Origin of the sequence: Halovivax asiaticus JCM 14624 (assembly GCF_000337515.1) — an archaeon.
Classification (GTDB): Archaea; Halobacteriota; Halobacteria; order Halobacteriales; family Natrialbaceae; genus Halovivax; species Halovivax asiaticus.
Window position 1 is genome coordinate 424,070 of sequence record NZ_AOIQ01000021.1, and the last position, 16,573, is coordinate 440,642.

Sequence of the window (16,573 nt, forward strand, 5' to 3'; positions counted from 1 at the left end):
ATGGGCTGGAAGGAAGCCGCAGAACCCGTACTCGCGCGGATGCCCACGGTCCGCAGACCGGAGGGACACGTTCCCTTCAAGCGAAAACTCATGTGGACCGGGGCGATCCTGGTACTGTACTTCTTCCTGACGAACATCTCCCTTCTCGGGTTAGGTCAGGGCGGAGAGGACCTCTTCGGTGAGTTCCGGGCGATCCTGGCCGGGCAGCAGGGCTCGGTTCTGCAGGTCGGGATCGGTCCGATCGTCACGGCGAGCATCGTCTTACAGCTGCTCGGCGGGGCGAACCTGCTCGGACTTGACACCGACGATCCGCGCGATCAGGTCCTCTATCAGGGGCTGCAGAAGCTACTCGTCGTCCTCATGACGGCGCTGACCGCGGCACCGATGGTACTGGCCGGGGGCGGCTTCCTTCCGACGGCCTCCCAGCTCACGCTGGGGAGTCTCACGCTCGGTCCGACGGGCGTGAAACTGATCATGTTCGCCCAGATCTTCGTCGGGGGGATCCTCATCCTCTACATGGACGAAGTCGTAAGCAAGTGGGGTGTCGGCAGCGGTGTCGGCCTCTTCATCATCGCCGGGGTGAGCCAGATGCTCGTCGGTGGCTTCTTCGCATTCGAACGGGGAGCCGGGTTCTTCTACAACTGGTTCCTCATCTTGACCGGTGACATCCAGATCGACTCGCTCATCGGCGGGAACGGGCTCTATCAGCTGCTCGTCTCGGAGGGGAAGATCGTCGCCCTGTTGACGACGCTCCTGATCTTCCTGATCGTCGTCTACACGGAGTCGGTCCGCGTCGAGATTCCGCTCAGTCACTCGCGTGTGAAGGGCGCCCGGGGACGATTCCCGGTCAAGCTTATCTACGCGAGCGTCCTGCCGATGATCCTCGTTCGAGCGGTCCAGGCGAACGTCCAGTTCATGGGTCAGATCCTGAACCAGCAATGGAGTGGCATGCCGGCGTTCCTCGGCACCTACACCAGCGGGGAACCTGTGAGTGGGTTCTTCTACTACACCGCACCCATTTACTCCCCGCAGGACTGGATGTGGTGGACCGGTGTCACCCAGGAGACGTGGCAGGTACTCCTGCGGATCGGGGTCGACCTCACGTTCATGGTGGTCGGTGGCGCCATCTTCGCCATCTTCTGGGTCGAGACGACCGACATGGGGCCGGAGTCGACGGCCAAACAGATCCAGAACTCCGGGATGCAGATCCCCGGCTTCCGCCAGAACGTCGGCGTCGTCGAGAAGGTCATGGAGCGGTACATTCCGCAGGTGACCGTCATCGGCGGTGCGCTCGTCGGCTTGCTGGCCGTCTGGGCGAATATGCTCGGGACTATCGGTGGCGTTTCCGGGACCGGTCTCCTGCTGGCCGTCTCCATCACCTACAAACTCTACGAGGAGATCGCCGAAGAGCAGATGATGGAGATGCACCCGATGATGCGCCAGATGTTCGGCAGCGAGTAACCGATCATCTACGTTTCGCCCGCGATCGGCTATTCGGACCGCTTTTGCTCCGGTCGGCTTTTCACGGAGTGGTTTCCCCGCGATCGGCGACCGACGGGCACACGTTTCAACCTCCGTCTCCGCCGTACCCGTCGCGAGGTTGCCAGAGCCCGCACCAGTCGACGGATCTGACCTCGCCAGCGACGACGGCACAGGCGCCGATCCCGTCACCCGATTTATCGTCGATGTAGAACGTACAGTTTCCACAGAGCATGCCTTCCTGCGGACCGCACGCGTAGCCAGCCTCTGTCTTCGACGCGAGGTTTGCTTCGGCCTGTCGTTCGACTCCGTCGATACTCAGAGCTGTCGCCTCTTCCTCGGGGACGCTGTCGTCGAGTTGTTCGAGGCAGTCGTTGGGTTCTTCGACCGCGATCGGCCCGCTCGTGGGTGTGTTGATGCACCCGGCCGAGAGGGCCAGCGAGCCACCGGCGGCGAGCATGAGTATCCGTCGGCGAGTCGACCTCCGTGAATCCATAGCCCGTCGTACACCGCTCGGCGTTATAATGCCCATCCGAGCCAGCGCGTGGCGTGACCGAACGTACGCATTCGGTACCGAACCGGTCGGTGAACGTGAATACGGGTTATTTGTCAATCGTTGTGGAAGGGGCCCGTGAGAATCAATGACGGACCCAGCCCACCCTGTCGAGCTGGCTTGGCTTACCGGGACTTGCACGGGTACGACCGACGCGGGGGTGAAACCCAATGAGTGATTCGGCGGATGATTCGTTCCACCCGCTCGGCCCCGAGTGGGAAGCCGACCTCGAGGCGGCACTGGAGGAGACCGAATACGATACCGAACTCGGGCTTGCCATGGCCGAAGACGCCATGGCCGTCACGGCCGGTGAACTTTCCGAGGAAACCTTCCACGATCGGTATCACGAGGCCGTGTTGTCGGAATTCGGCCAAGATGACCGACCGACTGCCGAGGCAGCGGAGCAAGCCGCACAGTCGCGGGTCGAATCGCTCACCGACCTCGACGGTGACGTCGATCGCCGGGCAGTGCTCGCGACACTCGGCGCGGCGGGAGCCGCCCTTGGACTGGGCGGTGCTGTCGACGACGATCGAACCGAATCGACCGCTGCCCAGGTCGACGAGGGAACGGAGACCGGCGTCCAGTGGGGGATGGCGATCGACCTGGAGATCTGTGACGGTTGTCTTGCCTGCATGCAGGCCTGTCAGCAGGAACATCGCTGGAATCCGGGTATGAACTGGATGTACGTGATGGACTGGGAGTCGCCCGAAGAAGATCTCAACACGGGCCGAGGCCGTCTCGTCCGGCCCTGTCAGCACTGTACCGATGCGCCCTGCGAGAAGGTCTGCCCGACGACGGCACGACACACACGGGGCTCGGACGGGCTCGTCCTGACGGATTACGACGTCTGCATCGGGTGTCGGTACTGTCAGGTGGCCTGTCCGTACGGCGTCAACTACTTCCAGTGGGACGAACCGAACGTTCCGCTCAGTGAGATCGAGCAGAATCACTACTACGATGCCCGTGGCCGACCGGTCTCGAGCCGGGCTCCACGCGGTGTGATGAGCAAGTGTACGTTCTGTCCGACGCGCCAGGACGGTTCACGAGGTCAGGAGGCAATCGGGACGACCGCATGCGAGGACGCGTGTCCACCGGGGGCGATCCAATTCGGCGATATGAACGACGAGGAGAGCGAACCGCAGCAGTATCTCTCTGACGTTCCGTTGGCCCGACTCCAGGAAGGCGACCCCGAGGACGAGGAACTGCAGACAGCCGTCGCCATCCTCACCGGAGAAGCGGACCCGGCAGAGACGACGGACGAGGGACTGACCGAGGAGGAAGCCAGAGAACTCGTCGACGCCGCAGCCGGCGAGAGCGCCTCGACCTTCCAGCTCCTCGCCGACGTCGGCACCGACCCGAACGTCATCTACGTCGGGAACGAGCCAGGACCGCACGCAGAACAGGTACCGGGCCCGATCAGCTACGAAGAAGCTGGCCTCCTCGACAACCACATGGATCGACTCGAGGAAGGCACGGTCAGGTTCGAATAGGTGGCGAGTTGGGCCACCATCGAACTGACGCGGTCTCACCGAACGTCAATTGAATTCACCGCAGTAGAACAGCCGTCCGCGTTGGGCTAACTTACCGAAGTGGGCGAACGTCCGTGAAATTAGGCGCCCTGGATCGAGTACCCAGCCGCGGCGACGAGCAGGAGTACCATGAACAGCGACGTCAACATCATGTACGTGATCGATCGCGGCTCCTCGATGAGGTGCTGGAAATAGCCGGCGATGAGAAGTATCTTGACCGTAGCAAGCACGAGGATAATTCCGATAAACGCCGTATTACCGAGGCCGAGCCCGTGAAACCCAACCTTTGCCGTCGCCAGCACCATCAACAGTATGTAAACGACCGTGTAGGTCCTGATGCTACTCATTATGACGTACTCGGTGTGGGCGTCACTTATAGCTTCCTCATGCGTGTCGTCGCCGGTAGCTCCCGTCTGCGGGTTTTCCGGCATCGCTCGCCCGTGACTTTCACGATCGGTTGGGTTCGTGAGACTACTGGTGAGGTGTGAAATTCAGCGCGGCGATGATCGATGAAGGAGTCGGGTTTCGAGCGAACAATTCGTGTGGGTGTCTTCCGCCGTCTACATCAGGTAGAACAGCGGGAAGAGGATGACCCAGACGATGTCGACGAAGTGCCAGTAGAGGCCGAAGTACTCCAGGTGGCGGTTATCACCCAGGTAGGCATCGATCGTGTAGACACGGTAGAGCATGAAGATCCCGATCAGGAGCCCCATGATCACGTGCAGCGCGTGGAGGCCGGTGGTGACGTAGTACATGGAATACTCGATGCCGCTGAACCAGTAGTCCCCGTGTGAGAACTTCTCGGCCCACTCCCAGCTCTTGATGCCGAGGAAGCCAAGTCCGAGGACGATGGTCGCACCGAGCGTCGCCAGCACGCCCTTCTTGTTCGAGCGTTCGGCCATCACGAGCGCGAGGATGACCGTGAAGCTCGAGGTGAGCAGAATGTACGTGTTGAGCAGACCGGGCCAGGCAGCGCTCGGGATCGTGTGGAACGTCTCCCAGCCGGACCACAGGCGCATAAAGATGTACGCGCCGATAGCCGCGCCGAAGACGATCACGTCGGACGCCAGGAACACCCAGACGCCGAACTTCGTGGTGTCGATTCCTTCGAACGGCCAGCGCTCGGCGATGTTCATCGTCGGTCCGGTGAAGTCCTCGGTCCCCAGCTTGAACAGCGACACCAGCAGGAGGCCGAGCCCGCCGAGGAACGCGGCGATGTAGTTCGGTCGGATGGAGCCGGAATCGGCGATCCGACCGACCGACGCCTGATCGGAGACGGCTTCCTGACCGAGATGGTTCGTCATCTCTGTGCTGAACAGCTCGATGATCACGTCGGTCATACCCGAGAGCCCGGCGAACATGATGAACGTGCTGAGCCCGAGCATGAACGGCCAGATACTCGCGTGATCGATGTGCGCCTCTTCGTGAGTGGTCGCCGCTTCGTCGGCGCTATCGGCGTCGATCGTCGCGTCGGTGACGGCGCCGCCGTCGGTTGCGACCGGTTGATCGGTCACCTTGTCGGTGACTTCGTCGTTGATGACTGTGCCGCCGTCCGTCATGATGATCGGATCGTCATCGTCGTCGGTTTCCGTGTCGTCCACGGTCGTTCCGCCGTCAGTCGCGACTGCTGGATCGTCCGCCTCTCCGCCGTCGGTTGCGGTCTCCGCAGAGTCGTCGACGAACTCGAGTTTACCGGACCGGTAGGTCGGTCGACCGGGCCAGTTGTCGAGCGGTGGCGGCGATGGAATCGCCCATTCGGCCGTGCGGGAGAATTTCCACGGGTTGTCGGGCGCCTTTGGCCCGTAGAGTAGGCTCCAGGCGAAGTTCCCGAACATGATCAGGAACGAGAATCCGAAGAAGTACGCTCCCACGGTCGCGAGCTGGTGCCAGATCAGGTCGCCAGCCTGGTAGTGGAAGACGCGTCGGGGCGTCTCCCAGGTGAGGAACATCGGGAAGTAAAGCAGGTTGAACCCGATGAAGTAGGCGGCGAAGTGAACCTTTCCGGCGAACTCGTGGTACATCTTCCCTGTGATTTTCGGCCACCAGTAGTACAGCCCTCCGACGAGGGCGGTGACACCGGAGACCATCACGTAGTGGAAGTGCGCGACGACCCAGTACGTACCACGGAACTCGTAATCGAGCACGACGGCACCCAGGAAGACTCCGGTGATCCCGCCCAGGATGAACAGGACGAGGGCACCGAGGCTGAAGAGGAACGGCGTCGTAAAGCGGACGCGCCCCTTGACCATCGTGTAGATCAGCGCGAAGACCATCAGGTCGAACGGTAACGAGATCCCGATGGTCGTTGCCATATAGAGCGTCTTGATCTCCAGGTTGATCGTCGTGAGGAACATGTGGTGCATCCAGACCAGGAAGGACTGGACGGCCACGAGGACCATCGCGATGATGACCCACTTGCGGCCCACGAGGCGTCGACCCGTGAAGGTCTGGAACGTCTCGAACATGAGCCCCAGCGCGGGGAAGAAGACGATGTAGACCTCCGGGTGGCCGAAGAACCAGAAGAGGTGGCCCCACAACAGGGACGATCCCTGGTCCGTCGCGAAGTACTGCGTCAGGAAGACGCGGTCGATCGAGAGGAGCAACAGCGCCGCGAGCAACGCTGCGAACGCAAAGAGCATCATCCAGACGGTGAGGAGCCACGACCAGGTGAACAACGGCATGTTCCAGAGGCCGAGTCCCTCAGCTCGCATGCGGTGGATGGTGGTCATGAAGTTGACCGTCCCGAACGTGATCGACATGACGAACATCATCAGTGCGATGATCGTCATGTTCGATCCTGCGGTCGCTTCCATCGCGAGCGTGTAGGTGGGCACGTTGAGCGGTGCGTACATCGTCCACCCACCGCCGAACGAGCCGCCCTGGAAGAACGCGAGCATGAAGAGGATGCCCGAGAACAGGTAGAACCAGTAACTCAGGGCGTTTAGCCGGGGGAACGCGAGGTCGTCGGCGCCGATCTGTAGCGGAACGACGTAGTTCGCGAACCCGGTTGCGAACGGCGAGAGGAACCAGAAGACCATGATGAGTCCGTGTGAGGTCACCGACTGGTTGAACTCGGAACCGCTCAGTAGCCCCGTTCCACCGGCCTCCCAGAGGTGTGCCCGGAAGACGAGGGCGAAGATCCCGCCCAGCAGTAGGAAGAACATCGCGGTGACGAGGTACATGACTCCAACGTCCTTGTGGTTGGTCGTCACCAGCCACCGTTTCAGCGAGCGCCGTGGTGGAAGCTCACTCATCAGTTCTCACCTCCGGACTCGTTGGTCTGTTCGTTATCGTTGGACGTTCCCTCGTCGGGACTGTCTGTACCTTGATCATTACTGTCTCCACTGCCATCGTCACTGCTGTTTCCGCTGTCGCTCTCACTGCTGTCCGACTCTTGGGAAGCTATGTGGGACTCGAACTCTTCGGGCGTCGAATCGACCGAGAGCTCCCCTGACTGAATTGCGTCGAAGAGCGTTCCCGACGCCTCTGCATCCATGGCAGCGGCGAAGAGTTCCTCGTTGACGACGATGAGATCGTGGTTCATACTGCTGTGGCGATAGCCACAGAGTTCGTAGCACTGAACGCCAGTGTCGTATACGCCTGTCTCGTCGGCCTCGAACCAGGTGGTGGCGTGCTCGCCCGGTATTGCGTCTGCTTTCACGCGGAATTCGGAAATTCCGAACGTATGCCAGACGTCACGGGAGCTGACGTTTGCTGCCACCGGGGTGTCGGCCGGAATAACGAGCTTCATACTGGTCTCCACCCCCGTGTTATTCTGGTACGAGTACGCGTAATCGAAACCGAACGCCCACGCAGTGACTTCCAGATCGAGGTATTCATCCACCTCTTCTTCGTTCTGGACCTGAATGTCACCGCCCTGCCCGATACCGCCAGGGCCGTCCTCGACGTACAGCAGCATGCCGTACGTCCAGACAATCAGCGAAATGACGATGATCGCCGAGAGGATGAACGACATGAAGAGTTTCTTTCCGCCCGTTCCACCGACCGGTAGCTCCCCGACTTCGGGTCGACTATCCGCTTTGGGATCGACCGTGGTTTCGTCGTCGCGGTAGATGTACGCGTTGTACATGATGTACAGCACGACGACGATACCAACGAGCGTGCCGAGTCCCATGAAGACCTGGAAGATTAACTCGAACACGTCCCCGCGGGTCATGTCCGCTGTCGGAGTTAGTAGTGCGTGATAGATCGTATTCACCTCTGTTTGACCGTTGTGCGACGATGGCGTGCGTATCTACTTATCTATTGGGACTTCGCTCTGCGGCCCGCGAAATGGAGGGCCCTTACGACCATGCCATCGTATCTCACGAAAACAGGATCGGGATGACCTTGATTCTATCGTTTTCGGAGCTGGTGGGAGTTCCCGGTACTTCTCTCAGACGGAACTCACCCACAGTCTGTATGACGCTGGGAGCCCGAACACGTCGGTGAAGAGTTCGTCGACGAACCGTGTCCGTCGGTCTAGCTCACCTGGTGTTTCGATTACCACGTGAACTCCGCCGGCTTCTTCCGGCCGAAGTAACTCCGCAATCTGGTACCGGGGATACGATTCGAGGAGTGTCTTTGCTCGGTCGAGTTCCGCCTCGGTACTGTCGAACGACGTTTCGTCGCCAGTGCATTGGACCCAGGGAATCCCGAGGTTCGATACGTCGTCGGTTGTGGACTCGTCCGCCTCGAACGTGCAAAACCCGCTCGATCGTTCTTGGTGGGCCCGAATGCCGTCCTCGATCAGTGCTCGCCGTTCGTCTCGCGCGGTTGCGTCGAACCGACTCACAGGCGCAGTTCGCGGTCCATTCTTTAAGCATTTATGCGGGGCCGATGAACGCCTTCTCATGACCGACCCACGAATTCTCATCATGGGCGCGCCGGGCGCCGGGAAAGGAACACAGAGCTCACGTATCGCCGAGACGTTCGATGTCGAACACGTGACGACGGGCGATGCCCTCCGCGCGAACAAAGACATGGACATCTCCGACCTCGGGCTCGAGTACGACACCCCGCGGGAGTACATGGACCAGGGCGACCTCGTCCCCGATGAAGTCGTCAACACGATCGTCGAGACGGCGCTCATCGAAGCCGACGGATTCGTCCTCGATGGCTACCCCCGAAACATGGACCAGGCGCGAGAGCTCGCGGAGATGACCGACTTGGACGTCGTCCTCGCCCTCGACGTGAGCGAGGACGAACTGGTCGATCGACTCACCGGCCGTCGTGTCTGTGAAGAGTGCGGGACGAACTTCCACGTCGACTTCGATCCGCCGGCAACCGACGGCGTCTGCGACGAGTGCGGTGGGGAACTCGTCCAGCGCGACGACGACACCGAGGAGACCGTCAAAGACCGCCTCCGTGTCTACCACGCCAATACCGAACCGGTGATCGAGTTCTACGAGGAACAGGGACAGTTGGAGCGGATAGATGGTGAACTGACGCCTGACGAGGTCTGGGCCGACGTGAAAGCGACGATCGATCGAGAAGCGTCTTCCTGATTCGAATAGCGGTTTACGGACATAGGGAGGGACGAATTCACTCGATTTTCCAGCTTTTTTGCGACTGTATTCGACAGTATTGGACCGGGTGCCGATAGCGGCCTGATCGATCTACGTGGGGCTCGCGTTTATCGTGACTTTATCGGACTAGCGTTCACTCCATTTGGCTCCGGAGTCTTGCTTCCGTCGCCCGGCGGTTACTGATCGAGCTCGATCGTCGTTTGACGCACCTCGATGGCGTATTCGTTCGACCAGTCGTTCGACTCCTCGAACGAGCCGATATCCATCGAGGCGATCGAGCGGTCCTGGACGTCCTTGCCGATGTTCTTGAAGAGTTCGTTGAGTTGACTTGCACTTGAGACGTGCGTGTAGTTCCCACCGGTGATGTCGGCGATGTCTTTCAACAGATCGACGTCAATGTCGTTCTCGTTGCCGAGCCCGACCGTGTACACCGTCACGTCGTCCTCGTCAGCTTCGGCCGCAATGGTTCTCGTCGTCGAACCGTCTTCGTCCGTTCCGTCGTTTTTCCCGTCGGTCAACAGGATCATGATCTTCTCGGAGTCGGTCGACGGTTCGTAATATTCAAGCGCATAATCGACGCCGTCACCGATGTAGGTCCCGCCGTTCGCATTGGCATCGAGTGACGAGTTGAAGTCGTCGAAGTTAGCGTGTGTGTACAAGTCAGTGGTAAGAGGTGAGGCCCGGGAGTTAAATTCGATAGCACCCGCCCGGTCACCATCTTTCATCTGTCCAACGAATTTCTTTGTTGCCTCGATTCGTTTTCCATCTGGGTCATTACCTGGATTCGAATATCTGTTTAGGGTGGTTTCCGCATCTGTACACCAGTTCCCGTAGCATTTTTCTTTCGCACGAATTCGCTCTCCTGGTTCGATTACAGCATATTCTCCTGGGTTTACAGTCTCAACATCCGATCCATTTTTTATCTGAACGGAGCCGGAGAATCCAAACCCTGAATCATCAACTCTGAAACTACCTGTGAATGGCGGCGATTGCCAATCGGCGCCATTAATCTCGTGTGATCTGATACGATAGCCATGCGGCCCCATTGACCCGGATCGATCGAGTGCAAACATGACGTCGACCGGTTTTCGTTCCCCTGGGTGTGGAATTTCGAGGCCCTGATTGGCATTAGGAATCGGGACGTCCGTCCGGAGCGTTTCGTCGAAGTGGATCTCCGTTCCCGCTTCAATATTTGTTATCTCGCCACCGACCACCGCACCGTGAACTTCGGGGTGGGCGTTACTGCCCGTCGTAGTGAGCGAAACATCGCTTCCGGGGGCGTAGAGAACACCCTGGAAATCGTTTCGGATTTTTACGTTCTTGTCGCTTTTTCCGTAGACCCAGAGTTTACTCGCTCCTTGATTCGGTTCGATGGTAACGTCTTCGGCGATGATTGAACCCGAGACGTAGAAGTACGCCCGTCCGTTTCCGGTCACCTCGACGTCGTCGAGTTTGAGATTACTGTCGACAGCAACGTGAATGATTCCGCCCGAGGTATCGATCTCATCGAGTTGCTGGCCGGCAGCACTCGACTCGTAGTAGATTGCGTCCGCTTCGCCATCCGGGACCCTAAGTGTCTTTTTGGTCTTGAACCCCGTTTTTCGGTCCATCTTTCCGATCTGTTCGACCGCTGTATCGATGTCGTCGTCGACCGCGCTAACAGTATCGAACCCGCCGTCCATTTTCGCCCCGTAGACCGTAGCGGGGTATGTTGGACGACTTACGTTGTAGAGCTTCGTCCCGGTTGCGTTGTCTTCACCGAACGACGGGACGTCGAATTTGGTCGCGTACCCAACTGCAGAGAGGTTTGCATCGGAGTCAGCCGTGAATTTACCGTTCGTTACGGGAATCCCGGTTACTAGCGAGTCGTCCGTGAGGCCGATGGTGTCAGCGGAGACGAGCAGGTCTTCGGTAACGTTGTTCGGGTCTGGATCGTGCCAACCGTCGTTTCCGTTGTACCTGTCGACTGTGAGGTCTTTGTCGAGCTGTAGGGGGTCGTCTGTGTACAGCCCGCCGTATATCGTCGGATCGACGCCGACGTAGCTTTCGAGTGGTTGGTCCGTTCCGAGCGTGGCGTTTACCGTCACCGACTGTTGGTCCGGTTTCGCGTCGACGTTTTCAGTTCCAAACTCTGCGTTGAAGAACTCGGCCCACCCGTGATGGTACGGCGTGTCCTCGACGGTGATTTCGACGCCGGTCGCGTACCTGGCTGCTGGGCAGTCGATGCTATTGTTCTGTTCGTATTCGGCCGAATGCGTACCCTGGCCTGGGTTCCCCGTAAGATCCGTGATCGAGATCTGGATTCCCGGGACCGATTCCCCATCGACTTCGTCGGTGTAATATCGAATATCGGGTCGGGAGACCATGGTCGAGCCACTTTCTGTCCGTGTGAAGACACCCCCGCCCTGGTGAGCCACGGATCTTCCATCGGCCGTTTCGTAGTGTAACGTCCCCAGTGAATCGTCGTCTATCAGTGAACACGTCGTTCCGAACTTCGTTCGAGCGGTGACGGAGATCGATCCTTGTCCATCGATTTCGTAGTTTCCGTCCTCGAGGAGCTGTACGGCATCTTTCTCGCTCGCCAGATCGTGATCGACTTGCTGCATAGCCCGCTCGGCCTGTTCACCCGTCGAATCCGTCTGTAAGTCATCGACGAGCGTCATTCCAGCGACGGCGACGACGGCAGCGCCGATGAACACCATCCCGAATAGCAGAATTATGCCGACGACTGGTGAAACAGCTCGTTCTGTCTCCCCGTCCGAATCGCCTGCATGCCGCAGACCGATTTCCGACCCTTGTTCCCCAGAACCCATTAGTTGTCTTGGTATTCTCTCAGACCATCATAATTGTATGGGAATATATAGGCGTATAGTTTGGTAAATTGAATTATTATGCCGCTATGCCTTTTAGATTGTAGGATGATGAATATGGGCGATCCAATTCTCACCCAACAACTGGCTACCTCGACTGCAGTTGCCGATCTGCGTTTTTCTCGACGGTCAACGTCTCACGCCGCGAGCGCTCTGCCTCACGCCGTCGGAATCAGGAACAGACCGTCCGTGAGTAAAAGCCTGTGCTCACTACGTTGGTGACTACTCGTCGAGGTGGACAACAGTCTCGCGGACCTCGATCCGTTGTTCGTTCGACCAGTCGTTCGACTCCTCGAACGAAGCTATCTCCACCGACACCACTGATGTTTCCTGGATATCTTCACCGATGTTCTCGAAGATATCGTTGAGTTGGTGAGCATCGGAGACGTGCGTGTAATTCCCACCAGTCTTGTCGGCAATATCCTCGAGAAGATCTTCGTCGATTTCGCCGGCGTCACCGAGGCCGACGGTATAGATCGTCACGTTGTCTTCGTCGGCGTCGTCGGCAATCGCTCTCGTCTCCGAACCGTCTTCGTCTCTCCCGTTGTTCATCCCGTCCGTCAGGAGGATCATGACCTTCTCCGAGTCATGGGCGGGGTCGTATAACTCCAGCCCGGCATCGATCCCATCGCCGATGTAGGTTCCGCCATTTGCGTTCGCTTCAAGGGATGCGTTGAAAGCGTCGAAGTTCGAGTGCGGATAGAGGTGGTCGGTGAGTTCGTAGGCATCGGTGTTGAACTCGACGGCGCCGGCTTGATCTCCGGGTTTCATCTGGCCGACGAAGTTCTTCGTCGCGTCGATACGCAGTCCATTGGGATCGTTTCCTGGGTGCCAGTCCACACAGTTCCAACCGGCCCATGCTTTGCAATGTCGATCCATCGACCCCGATCGGTCGAGTGTGAACACGACGTCCAGGGGTTTCCGTTCACCGGGGTGTTCTATCTCGAGACCCCGGTTCCCCTTCGGGATCGGGACGTCGGTCCGGAGCGTCTCGTCGAAGTGGACGGTGGCGTTCGCTTTGATCTCGGTTTGACCGCCCACGACCGCGCCGTACACCGTGGCATCGTTGTGCAGTGTGAGGTCACTTTCCGGTGCGTAGAGGACGCCCTGGAAGTCGTTACGAACGTCGACCTGGGTGGCGCTCTTTCCGTACACCCACAACCCGCTCGCACGTTCGCCGTGTACCGTCACATCGTCGAGAGATATCTCTCCTGAAACGTAGACGTATACCTGTCCACTCCCGGTCACGTCGACGCCGCTTAGATCCAGGTCACCATCGACGGCGACGTGGATCGTTCCGCCGGTCGTGTCGAGTTCATCGAGGTCGTCGCCGACGTCGGCTCCATCCCCGTAATACAGCATCTCGGACCCGTTTGCCGGAATACGTAGCGTGTCTTTGTCGTCGATCCGCTCGCTTTTACTTGCATTGTCGATCTGGGAGACCGCTCGATCGATGTCGTCGTCGATATCGTCGATATCGGTGAACGTATCGTCCATCTTCGCACCGTACACTTCCGGAATAGACGTCTCAGTGACGTTGTACAGTTGCGTGCCTGTCGCGTTGTCGCTTCCGAAGGACGGCACAGCGAAGTTTGTCGCGTATCCGACCGTCGTGAGGCTTGCACCCCGTTCTCCCGTGAGCTTTCCGTTTGTGACCGGAACGCCGGTGATCTTCGCATCGTCTTCGAGGTCAAGTCCGTTCTCGGCGACGAACAGATCCTCGGTTACATTCGTCGTGTCTGAACCGTCCCAGCCGACGCTTCCGTTGTACCGATCGATTGTGAAGGACTGATCGATAGGTGCCGTTTCCTCAACGTAGAGCCCTCCGTAGATTGTCGGATCGACCCGGACGTAGCTGTTGAACGGGAGATCGCTACCGATCGATGCACTTACACTCACTTTCTTGCGCGGTTCGTTGTGGATGACGGTCCCATCGAACTCGGATTTCAGGAAGTTGGCCCACCCGTGATGATACGGCGTGTCCTCGACAGTGATCTCGACCCCCGTTGCATACCTGGCGTCTGTGCATGCAGACCTGTGCTGTCGTTCGTATTCTGCAGCGTGAGTTCCCTGCCCAGTCGTCCCCGTTAAATTCGTCACGGACATCCGAAGTCCGTTGACGGTTTCCCCGTCGACTTTGTCCGTATAGTACCGGATCGTCGGGTCCGAGAGAGCGACGGAACCGTTTCCGCTTTGCTTAAAAACGCCGCCAGCTTGGTGGGCGATCGTATTCCCATCGTCGGTTTCGTACCGTAAGGTCCCCATCGGTTCGTCGTCGAGAATCGAACAGGTCGTCCCGAACTGTGTCGTCACGGTTACGTTGATCGTTCCTTCATCGACGATCTCGTAGTCGCCGTTCCCGAGCAGTTCGATCGTACTCCGTTCGCTCGCGAGATCGTGATCGATCTGTTGCATGGTCTGTTCTCCCTGTTCGGCGGTTGCCGTCGATTGCAGCGAGTCGATCAGTGCCATCCCGGAGACAGCGAGTACTGCGGCACCGATGAGAACCATCCCGAACAGGAGAACGATGCCCAGAACCGCTGAAACGCTTCGATCCGTCCGCCTTCCGAACCGACGATGCCAGCCACCCTCAGCGGTCGATGGACCTTCGTTCGTCCGATCCGCCCCCAACCCTTGAGACATTATTAGAGCCCAACGCTCTCTTTCGTAATAACATTATTTATTACAATTGCTAAATTATGCGGGTGCGTCGATCGTCGTGATGGGTCTGGGGGGAAAATTCACTATCGGGGAAGGATGGATCGTTCGCTAGGGGTCGCTGTTGGGACTATAACCGGGTGCGACTGCTTCCAGCTGCGTTTCCGACTACGGTGAGCGAGATCGAGTGTCGGGCCACCAGATCTGACTCCGGTAGAATGAGTTGCTTACGAGTGACCCGCTCTCACTCGCCGATCGATCCACCGTTTGGCTCCGTCGCCGGTTTTCGGTCTAGCTATTGTCCACGTCCATTTCGTACACGGCAACATTCAGGTACGTAATGCGTGGGGGTGGCGTATACTGATTTGGATACGGGTCGATGTCTGCGTTGTTGAGCGTCGAATCGTAACTGAACCCATACGACGAACTATGGCCGCAGATACTTCCAGCGATTAGCGAGCCGGTAAAGTCTCCATTAGCCTGAAAAGCGACTTGATACTTTTCGGAGTCGCATTTCCCTCGGCGGTCGTTGTAGTCCCACGACTCTTCATCGCTGGCAACGTAGATGACTCCCTCGTATCGTGGACTGCCCTGATTGATGCTGACCGATGATTCTGACGTTCCGTATACTTGGATACGAGAGGCGTCAGTGTCCTGATTGCACGGGTCTACGCAGATACTCCCTCCGTTTTGGATATCGAGATTCCCTGTCGTATATATCTTCAACTGGTTATTTCCGGAATATCCGGTCACAGTCATAAAGTCGCTCACCCCGTCCGAGGCGATATCGCCGTCGACGAGGAGTGTAATATTGCCGGTGGTGAGATCAAATTCGTGCGAGCCGCCCTTGATAGAATTGATGAGGTACGTCCCGCTATCGAATGATCTGTCGCTAGTTATCTGTCCGTACGTTGCATCAACCGAGTACGATCCATCTTTGGCGTCAGCCATCATCTCGGAGATCGTCTCGTCCATCGGTGGGAGCATTCCTACTTCACCATCGTCTATAATGTCTCCTGGGTGGTTACCGCCCGGCTCTGAAACGTACGTTGCGCCACGCGATAACGCGTCCTCGAATGATAACGGGCCGAACTTTACTTCGACTGTCTGTGATGTGTGATCGACATTCCGGATCGCTCCATCGCCGGCTTTACTTCGGAAGTACTCCTCCCAGCCACGGTAGTACGGACTCTGGATCGTCAGAGTTACCGTGTCGTTTTCGACCAGACTCGCCTCACGTAACGGGTCCGTGGCGGCAGTCGAAACATGAACTGGCCCGGACGAGAGGTCCTGGCTCTTGCTCATGTCCGTGATTGGGAGTGTGAGTGTTTCGTCGACGGGATCGTACGAAATAGGCGGATTAGAGATGACCCGTGTTTGATTTCCGCGTTCGGCGAAGACGCCACCAGCCTGGTAGGCGACGATGTTTCCGTCGTCGTGTCTGTACTCGATCGCCCCGACCGTTCTGGTGACGTTCACGTTCCCGCCTTGTATCGTGAACGTCCCGGCGTCCGTTTTGGTAATCGCGCCGGACTCACCAGCGTCGAACGAGACCGCTTTGGGCATGTCACCGGCTGTCGTTGCCGTCGCCATCGTCTGGCTAAGCTGGACGAAGGATTGTTCGATCCGTTCCGTCTCTGCCTGGCTTTGGGTGTCCGAGACGGCGCCGGTCGCAACCACCATGAGCGACAGCGAACCAACGGCAACCAGGCCGAGCAGTAACACGACTCCGAGAACCTCTGCCTGTGCCCGATCCGGCGGCGACTCCTCCGCGGGCACGGCGACACGTCCGGTCATGTACTCCTGAAATTCTGTGAATATGATAAACGGTGCCGCCAGTCCTTTCCGTTTTTTCCGTTTATATCGTTCACTGGGTGGTTCAATTCATGCACTATCCGAGAGAGCTTTCCTGGTCGCCCAACTCCTGGCCGTAATCTGTCGAAACGGCGGAATCGT

At 58.4% G+C, this 16,573-nt stretch carries 11 protein-coding genes; 3 read left to right on the forward strand and 8 right to left on the reverse strand.

Going from position 1 to position 16,573, the window contains the following annotated elements:
- Window positions 1-1,461, forward strand: coding sequence for a preprotein translocase subunit SecY (gene secY / locus C479_RS14685; RefSeq protein WP_007704238.1), 1,461 nt, complete (start codon window positions 1-3; stop codon window positions 1,459-1,461).
- 106 nt (window positions 1,462-1,567) lie between these two features.
- Here the strand turns inward: secY and C479_RS14690 are convergent, their stop codons facing one another.
- The gene (locus C479_RS14690; RefSeq protein ID WP_241430198.1) at window positions 1,568-1,975 is read right to left on the reverse strand and encodes a high-potential iron-sulfur protein; all 408 of its coding nucleotides are present in this window, start codon (window positions 1,973-1,975) and stop codon (window positions 1,568-1,570) included.
- 227 nt (window positions 1,976-2,202) lie between these two features.
- Between C479_RS14690 and C479_RS14695 the strand changes: the two genes are divergently transcribed.
- Window positions 2,203-3,522, forward strand: coding sequence for a 4Fe-4S ferredoxin N-terminal domain-containing protein (locus C479_RS14695; RefSeq protein WP_007704243.1), 1,320 nt, complete (start codon window positions 2,203-2,205; stop codon window positions 3,520-3,522).
- Between the two features lie 119 nt (window positions 3,523-3,641).
- On the opposite strand, the gene C479_RS14700 is transcribed toward C479_RS14695, so the two are convergent.
- The 4 genes from C479_RS14700 to C479_RS14715 all read right to left on the reverse strand — a co-directional run bounded on the left by C479_RS14700 (window position 3,642) and on the right by C479_RS14715 (window position 8,356).
- A complete protein-coding gene (locus C479_RS14700) occupies window positions 3,642-3,908 on the reverse strand; it encodes a cytochrome C oxidase subunit IV family protein (RefSeq protein ID WP_049907419.1) in 267 nt (88 codons plus the stop codon).
- Between the two features lie 213 nt (window positions 3,909-4,121).
- Complete coding sequence (locus C479_RS14705; protein WP_007704256.1) at window positions 4,122-6,815, reverse strand: cbb3-type cytochrome c oxidase subunit I; 2,694 nt, start codon at window positions 6,813-6,815, stop codon at window positions 4,122-4,124.
- On the reverse strand, window positions 6,815-7,738 hold the full coding sequence (locus tag C479_RS14710; protein ID WP_007704259.1) for a cytochrome c oxidase subunit II: 924 nt from the start codon (window positions 7,736-7,738) through the stop codon (window positions 6,815-6,817). Before C479_RS14710 ends, C479_RS14705 begins: the two co-directional genes overlap by 1 nt.
- A gap of 219 nt (window positions 7,739-7,957) precedes the next feature.
- Window positions 7,958-8,356: a hypothetical protein gene (locus tag C479_RS14715; protein WP_007704261.1), complete on the reverse strand. Its 399-nt coding sequence runs from the start codon at window positions 8,354-8,356 to the stop codon at window positions 7,958-7,960.
- A gap of 58 nt (window positions 8,357-8,414) precedes the next feature.
- On the opposite strand from C479_RS14715, the gene C479_RS14720 reads away from it, so the two are divergent.
- On the forward strand, window positions 8,415-9,068 hold the full coding sequence (locus tag C479_RS14720) for an adenylate kinase (RefSeq protein ID WP_007704264.1): 654 nt from the start codon (window positions 8,415-8,417) through the stop codon (window positions 9,066-9,068).
- 197 nt (window positions 9,069-9,265) lie between these two features.
- Here the strand turns inward: C479_RS14720 and C479_RS14725 are convergent, their stop codons facing one another.
- From C479_RS14725 to C479_RS14735, 3 genes are all read right to left on the reverse strand, one after another.
- Window positions 9,266-11,902: a DUF7289 family protein gene (locus C479_RS14725; RefSeq protein WP_152415922.1), complete on the reverse strand. Its 2,637-nt coding sequence runs from the start codon at window positions 11,900-11,902 to the stop codon at window positions 9,266-9,268.
- A gap of 279 nt (window positions 11,903-12,181) precedes the next feature.
- Window positions 12,182-14,602 carry a vWA domain-containing protein gene (locus C479_RS14730; protein WP_007704269.1) on the reverse strand — a complete coding sequence of 807 codons (2,421 nt, stop codon included), beginning with the start codon at window positions 14,600-14,602 and terminating at the stop codon, window positions 12,182-12,184.
- 306 nt (window positions 14,603-14,908) lie between these two features.
- Window positions 14,909-16,414: a DUF7289 family protein gene (locus C479_RS14735; RefSeq protein ID WP_007704272.1), complete on the reverse strand. Its 1,506-nt coding sequence runs from the start codon at window positions 16,412-16,414 to the stop codon at window positions 14,909-14,911.
- Window positions 16,415-16,573 lie beyond the last annotated feature (159 nt).

Excerpts from the sequence above, each read along its gene's own strand:
- secY (WP_007704238.1), top strand. The coding sequence starts at position 1 with ATGGGCTGGAAGGAAGCCGCAGAACCCGTACTCGCGCGGATGCCCACG.
- C479_RS14690 (WP_241430198.1), bottom strand. The coding sequence starts at position 1,975 with ATGGATTCACGGAGGTCGACTCGCCGACGGATACTCATGCTCGCCGCC.
- C479_RS14695 (WP_007704243.1), top strand. The coding sequence starts at position 2,203 with ATGAGTGATTCGGCGGATGATTCGTTCCACCCGCTCGGCCCCGAGTGG.
- C479_RS14700 (WP_049907419.1), bottom strand. The coding sequence starts at position 3,908 with ATGAGTAGCATCAGGACCTACACGGTCGTTTACATACTGTTGATGGTG.
- C479_RS14705 (WP_007704256.1), bottom strand. The coding sequence starts at position 6,815 with ATGAGTGAGCTTCCACCACGGCGCTCGCTGAAACGGTGGCTGGTGACG.
- C479_RS14710 (WP_007704259.1), bottom strand. The coding sequence starts at position 7,738 with ATGACCCGCGGGGACGTGTTCGAGTTAATCTTCCAGGTCTTCATGGGA.
- C479_RS14720 (WP_007704264.1), top strand. The coding sequence starts at position 8,415 with ATGACCGACCCACGAATTCTCATCATGGGCGCGCCGGGCGCCGGGAAA.
- C479_RS14725 (WP_152415922.1), bottom strand. The coding sequence starts at position 11,902 with ATGGGTTCTGGGGAACAAGGGTCGGAAATCGGTCTGCGGCATGCAGGC.
- C479_RS14730 (WP_007704269.1), bottom strand. The coding sequence starts at position 14,602 with ATGTCTCAAGGGTTGGGGGCGGATCGGACGAACGAAGGTCCATCGACC.
- C479_RS14735 (WP_007704272.1), bottom strand. The coding sequence starts at position 16,414 with ATGACCGGACGTGTCGCCGTGCCCGCGGAGGAGTCGCCGCCGGATCGG.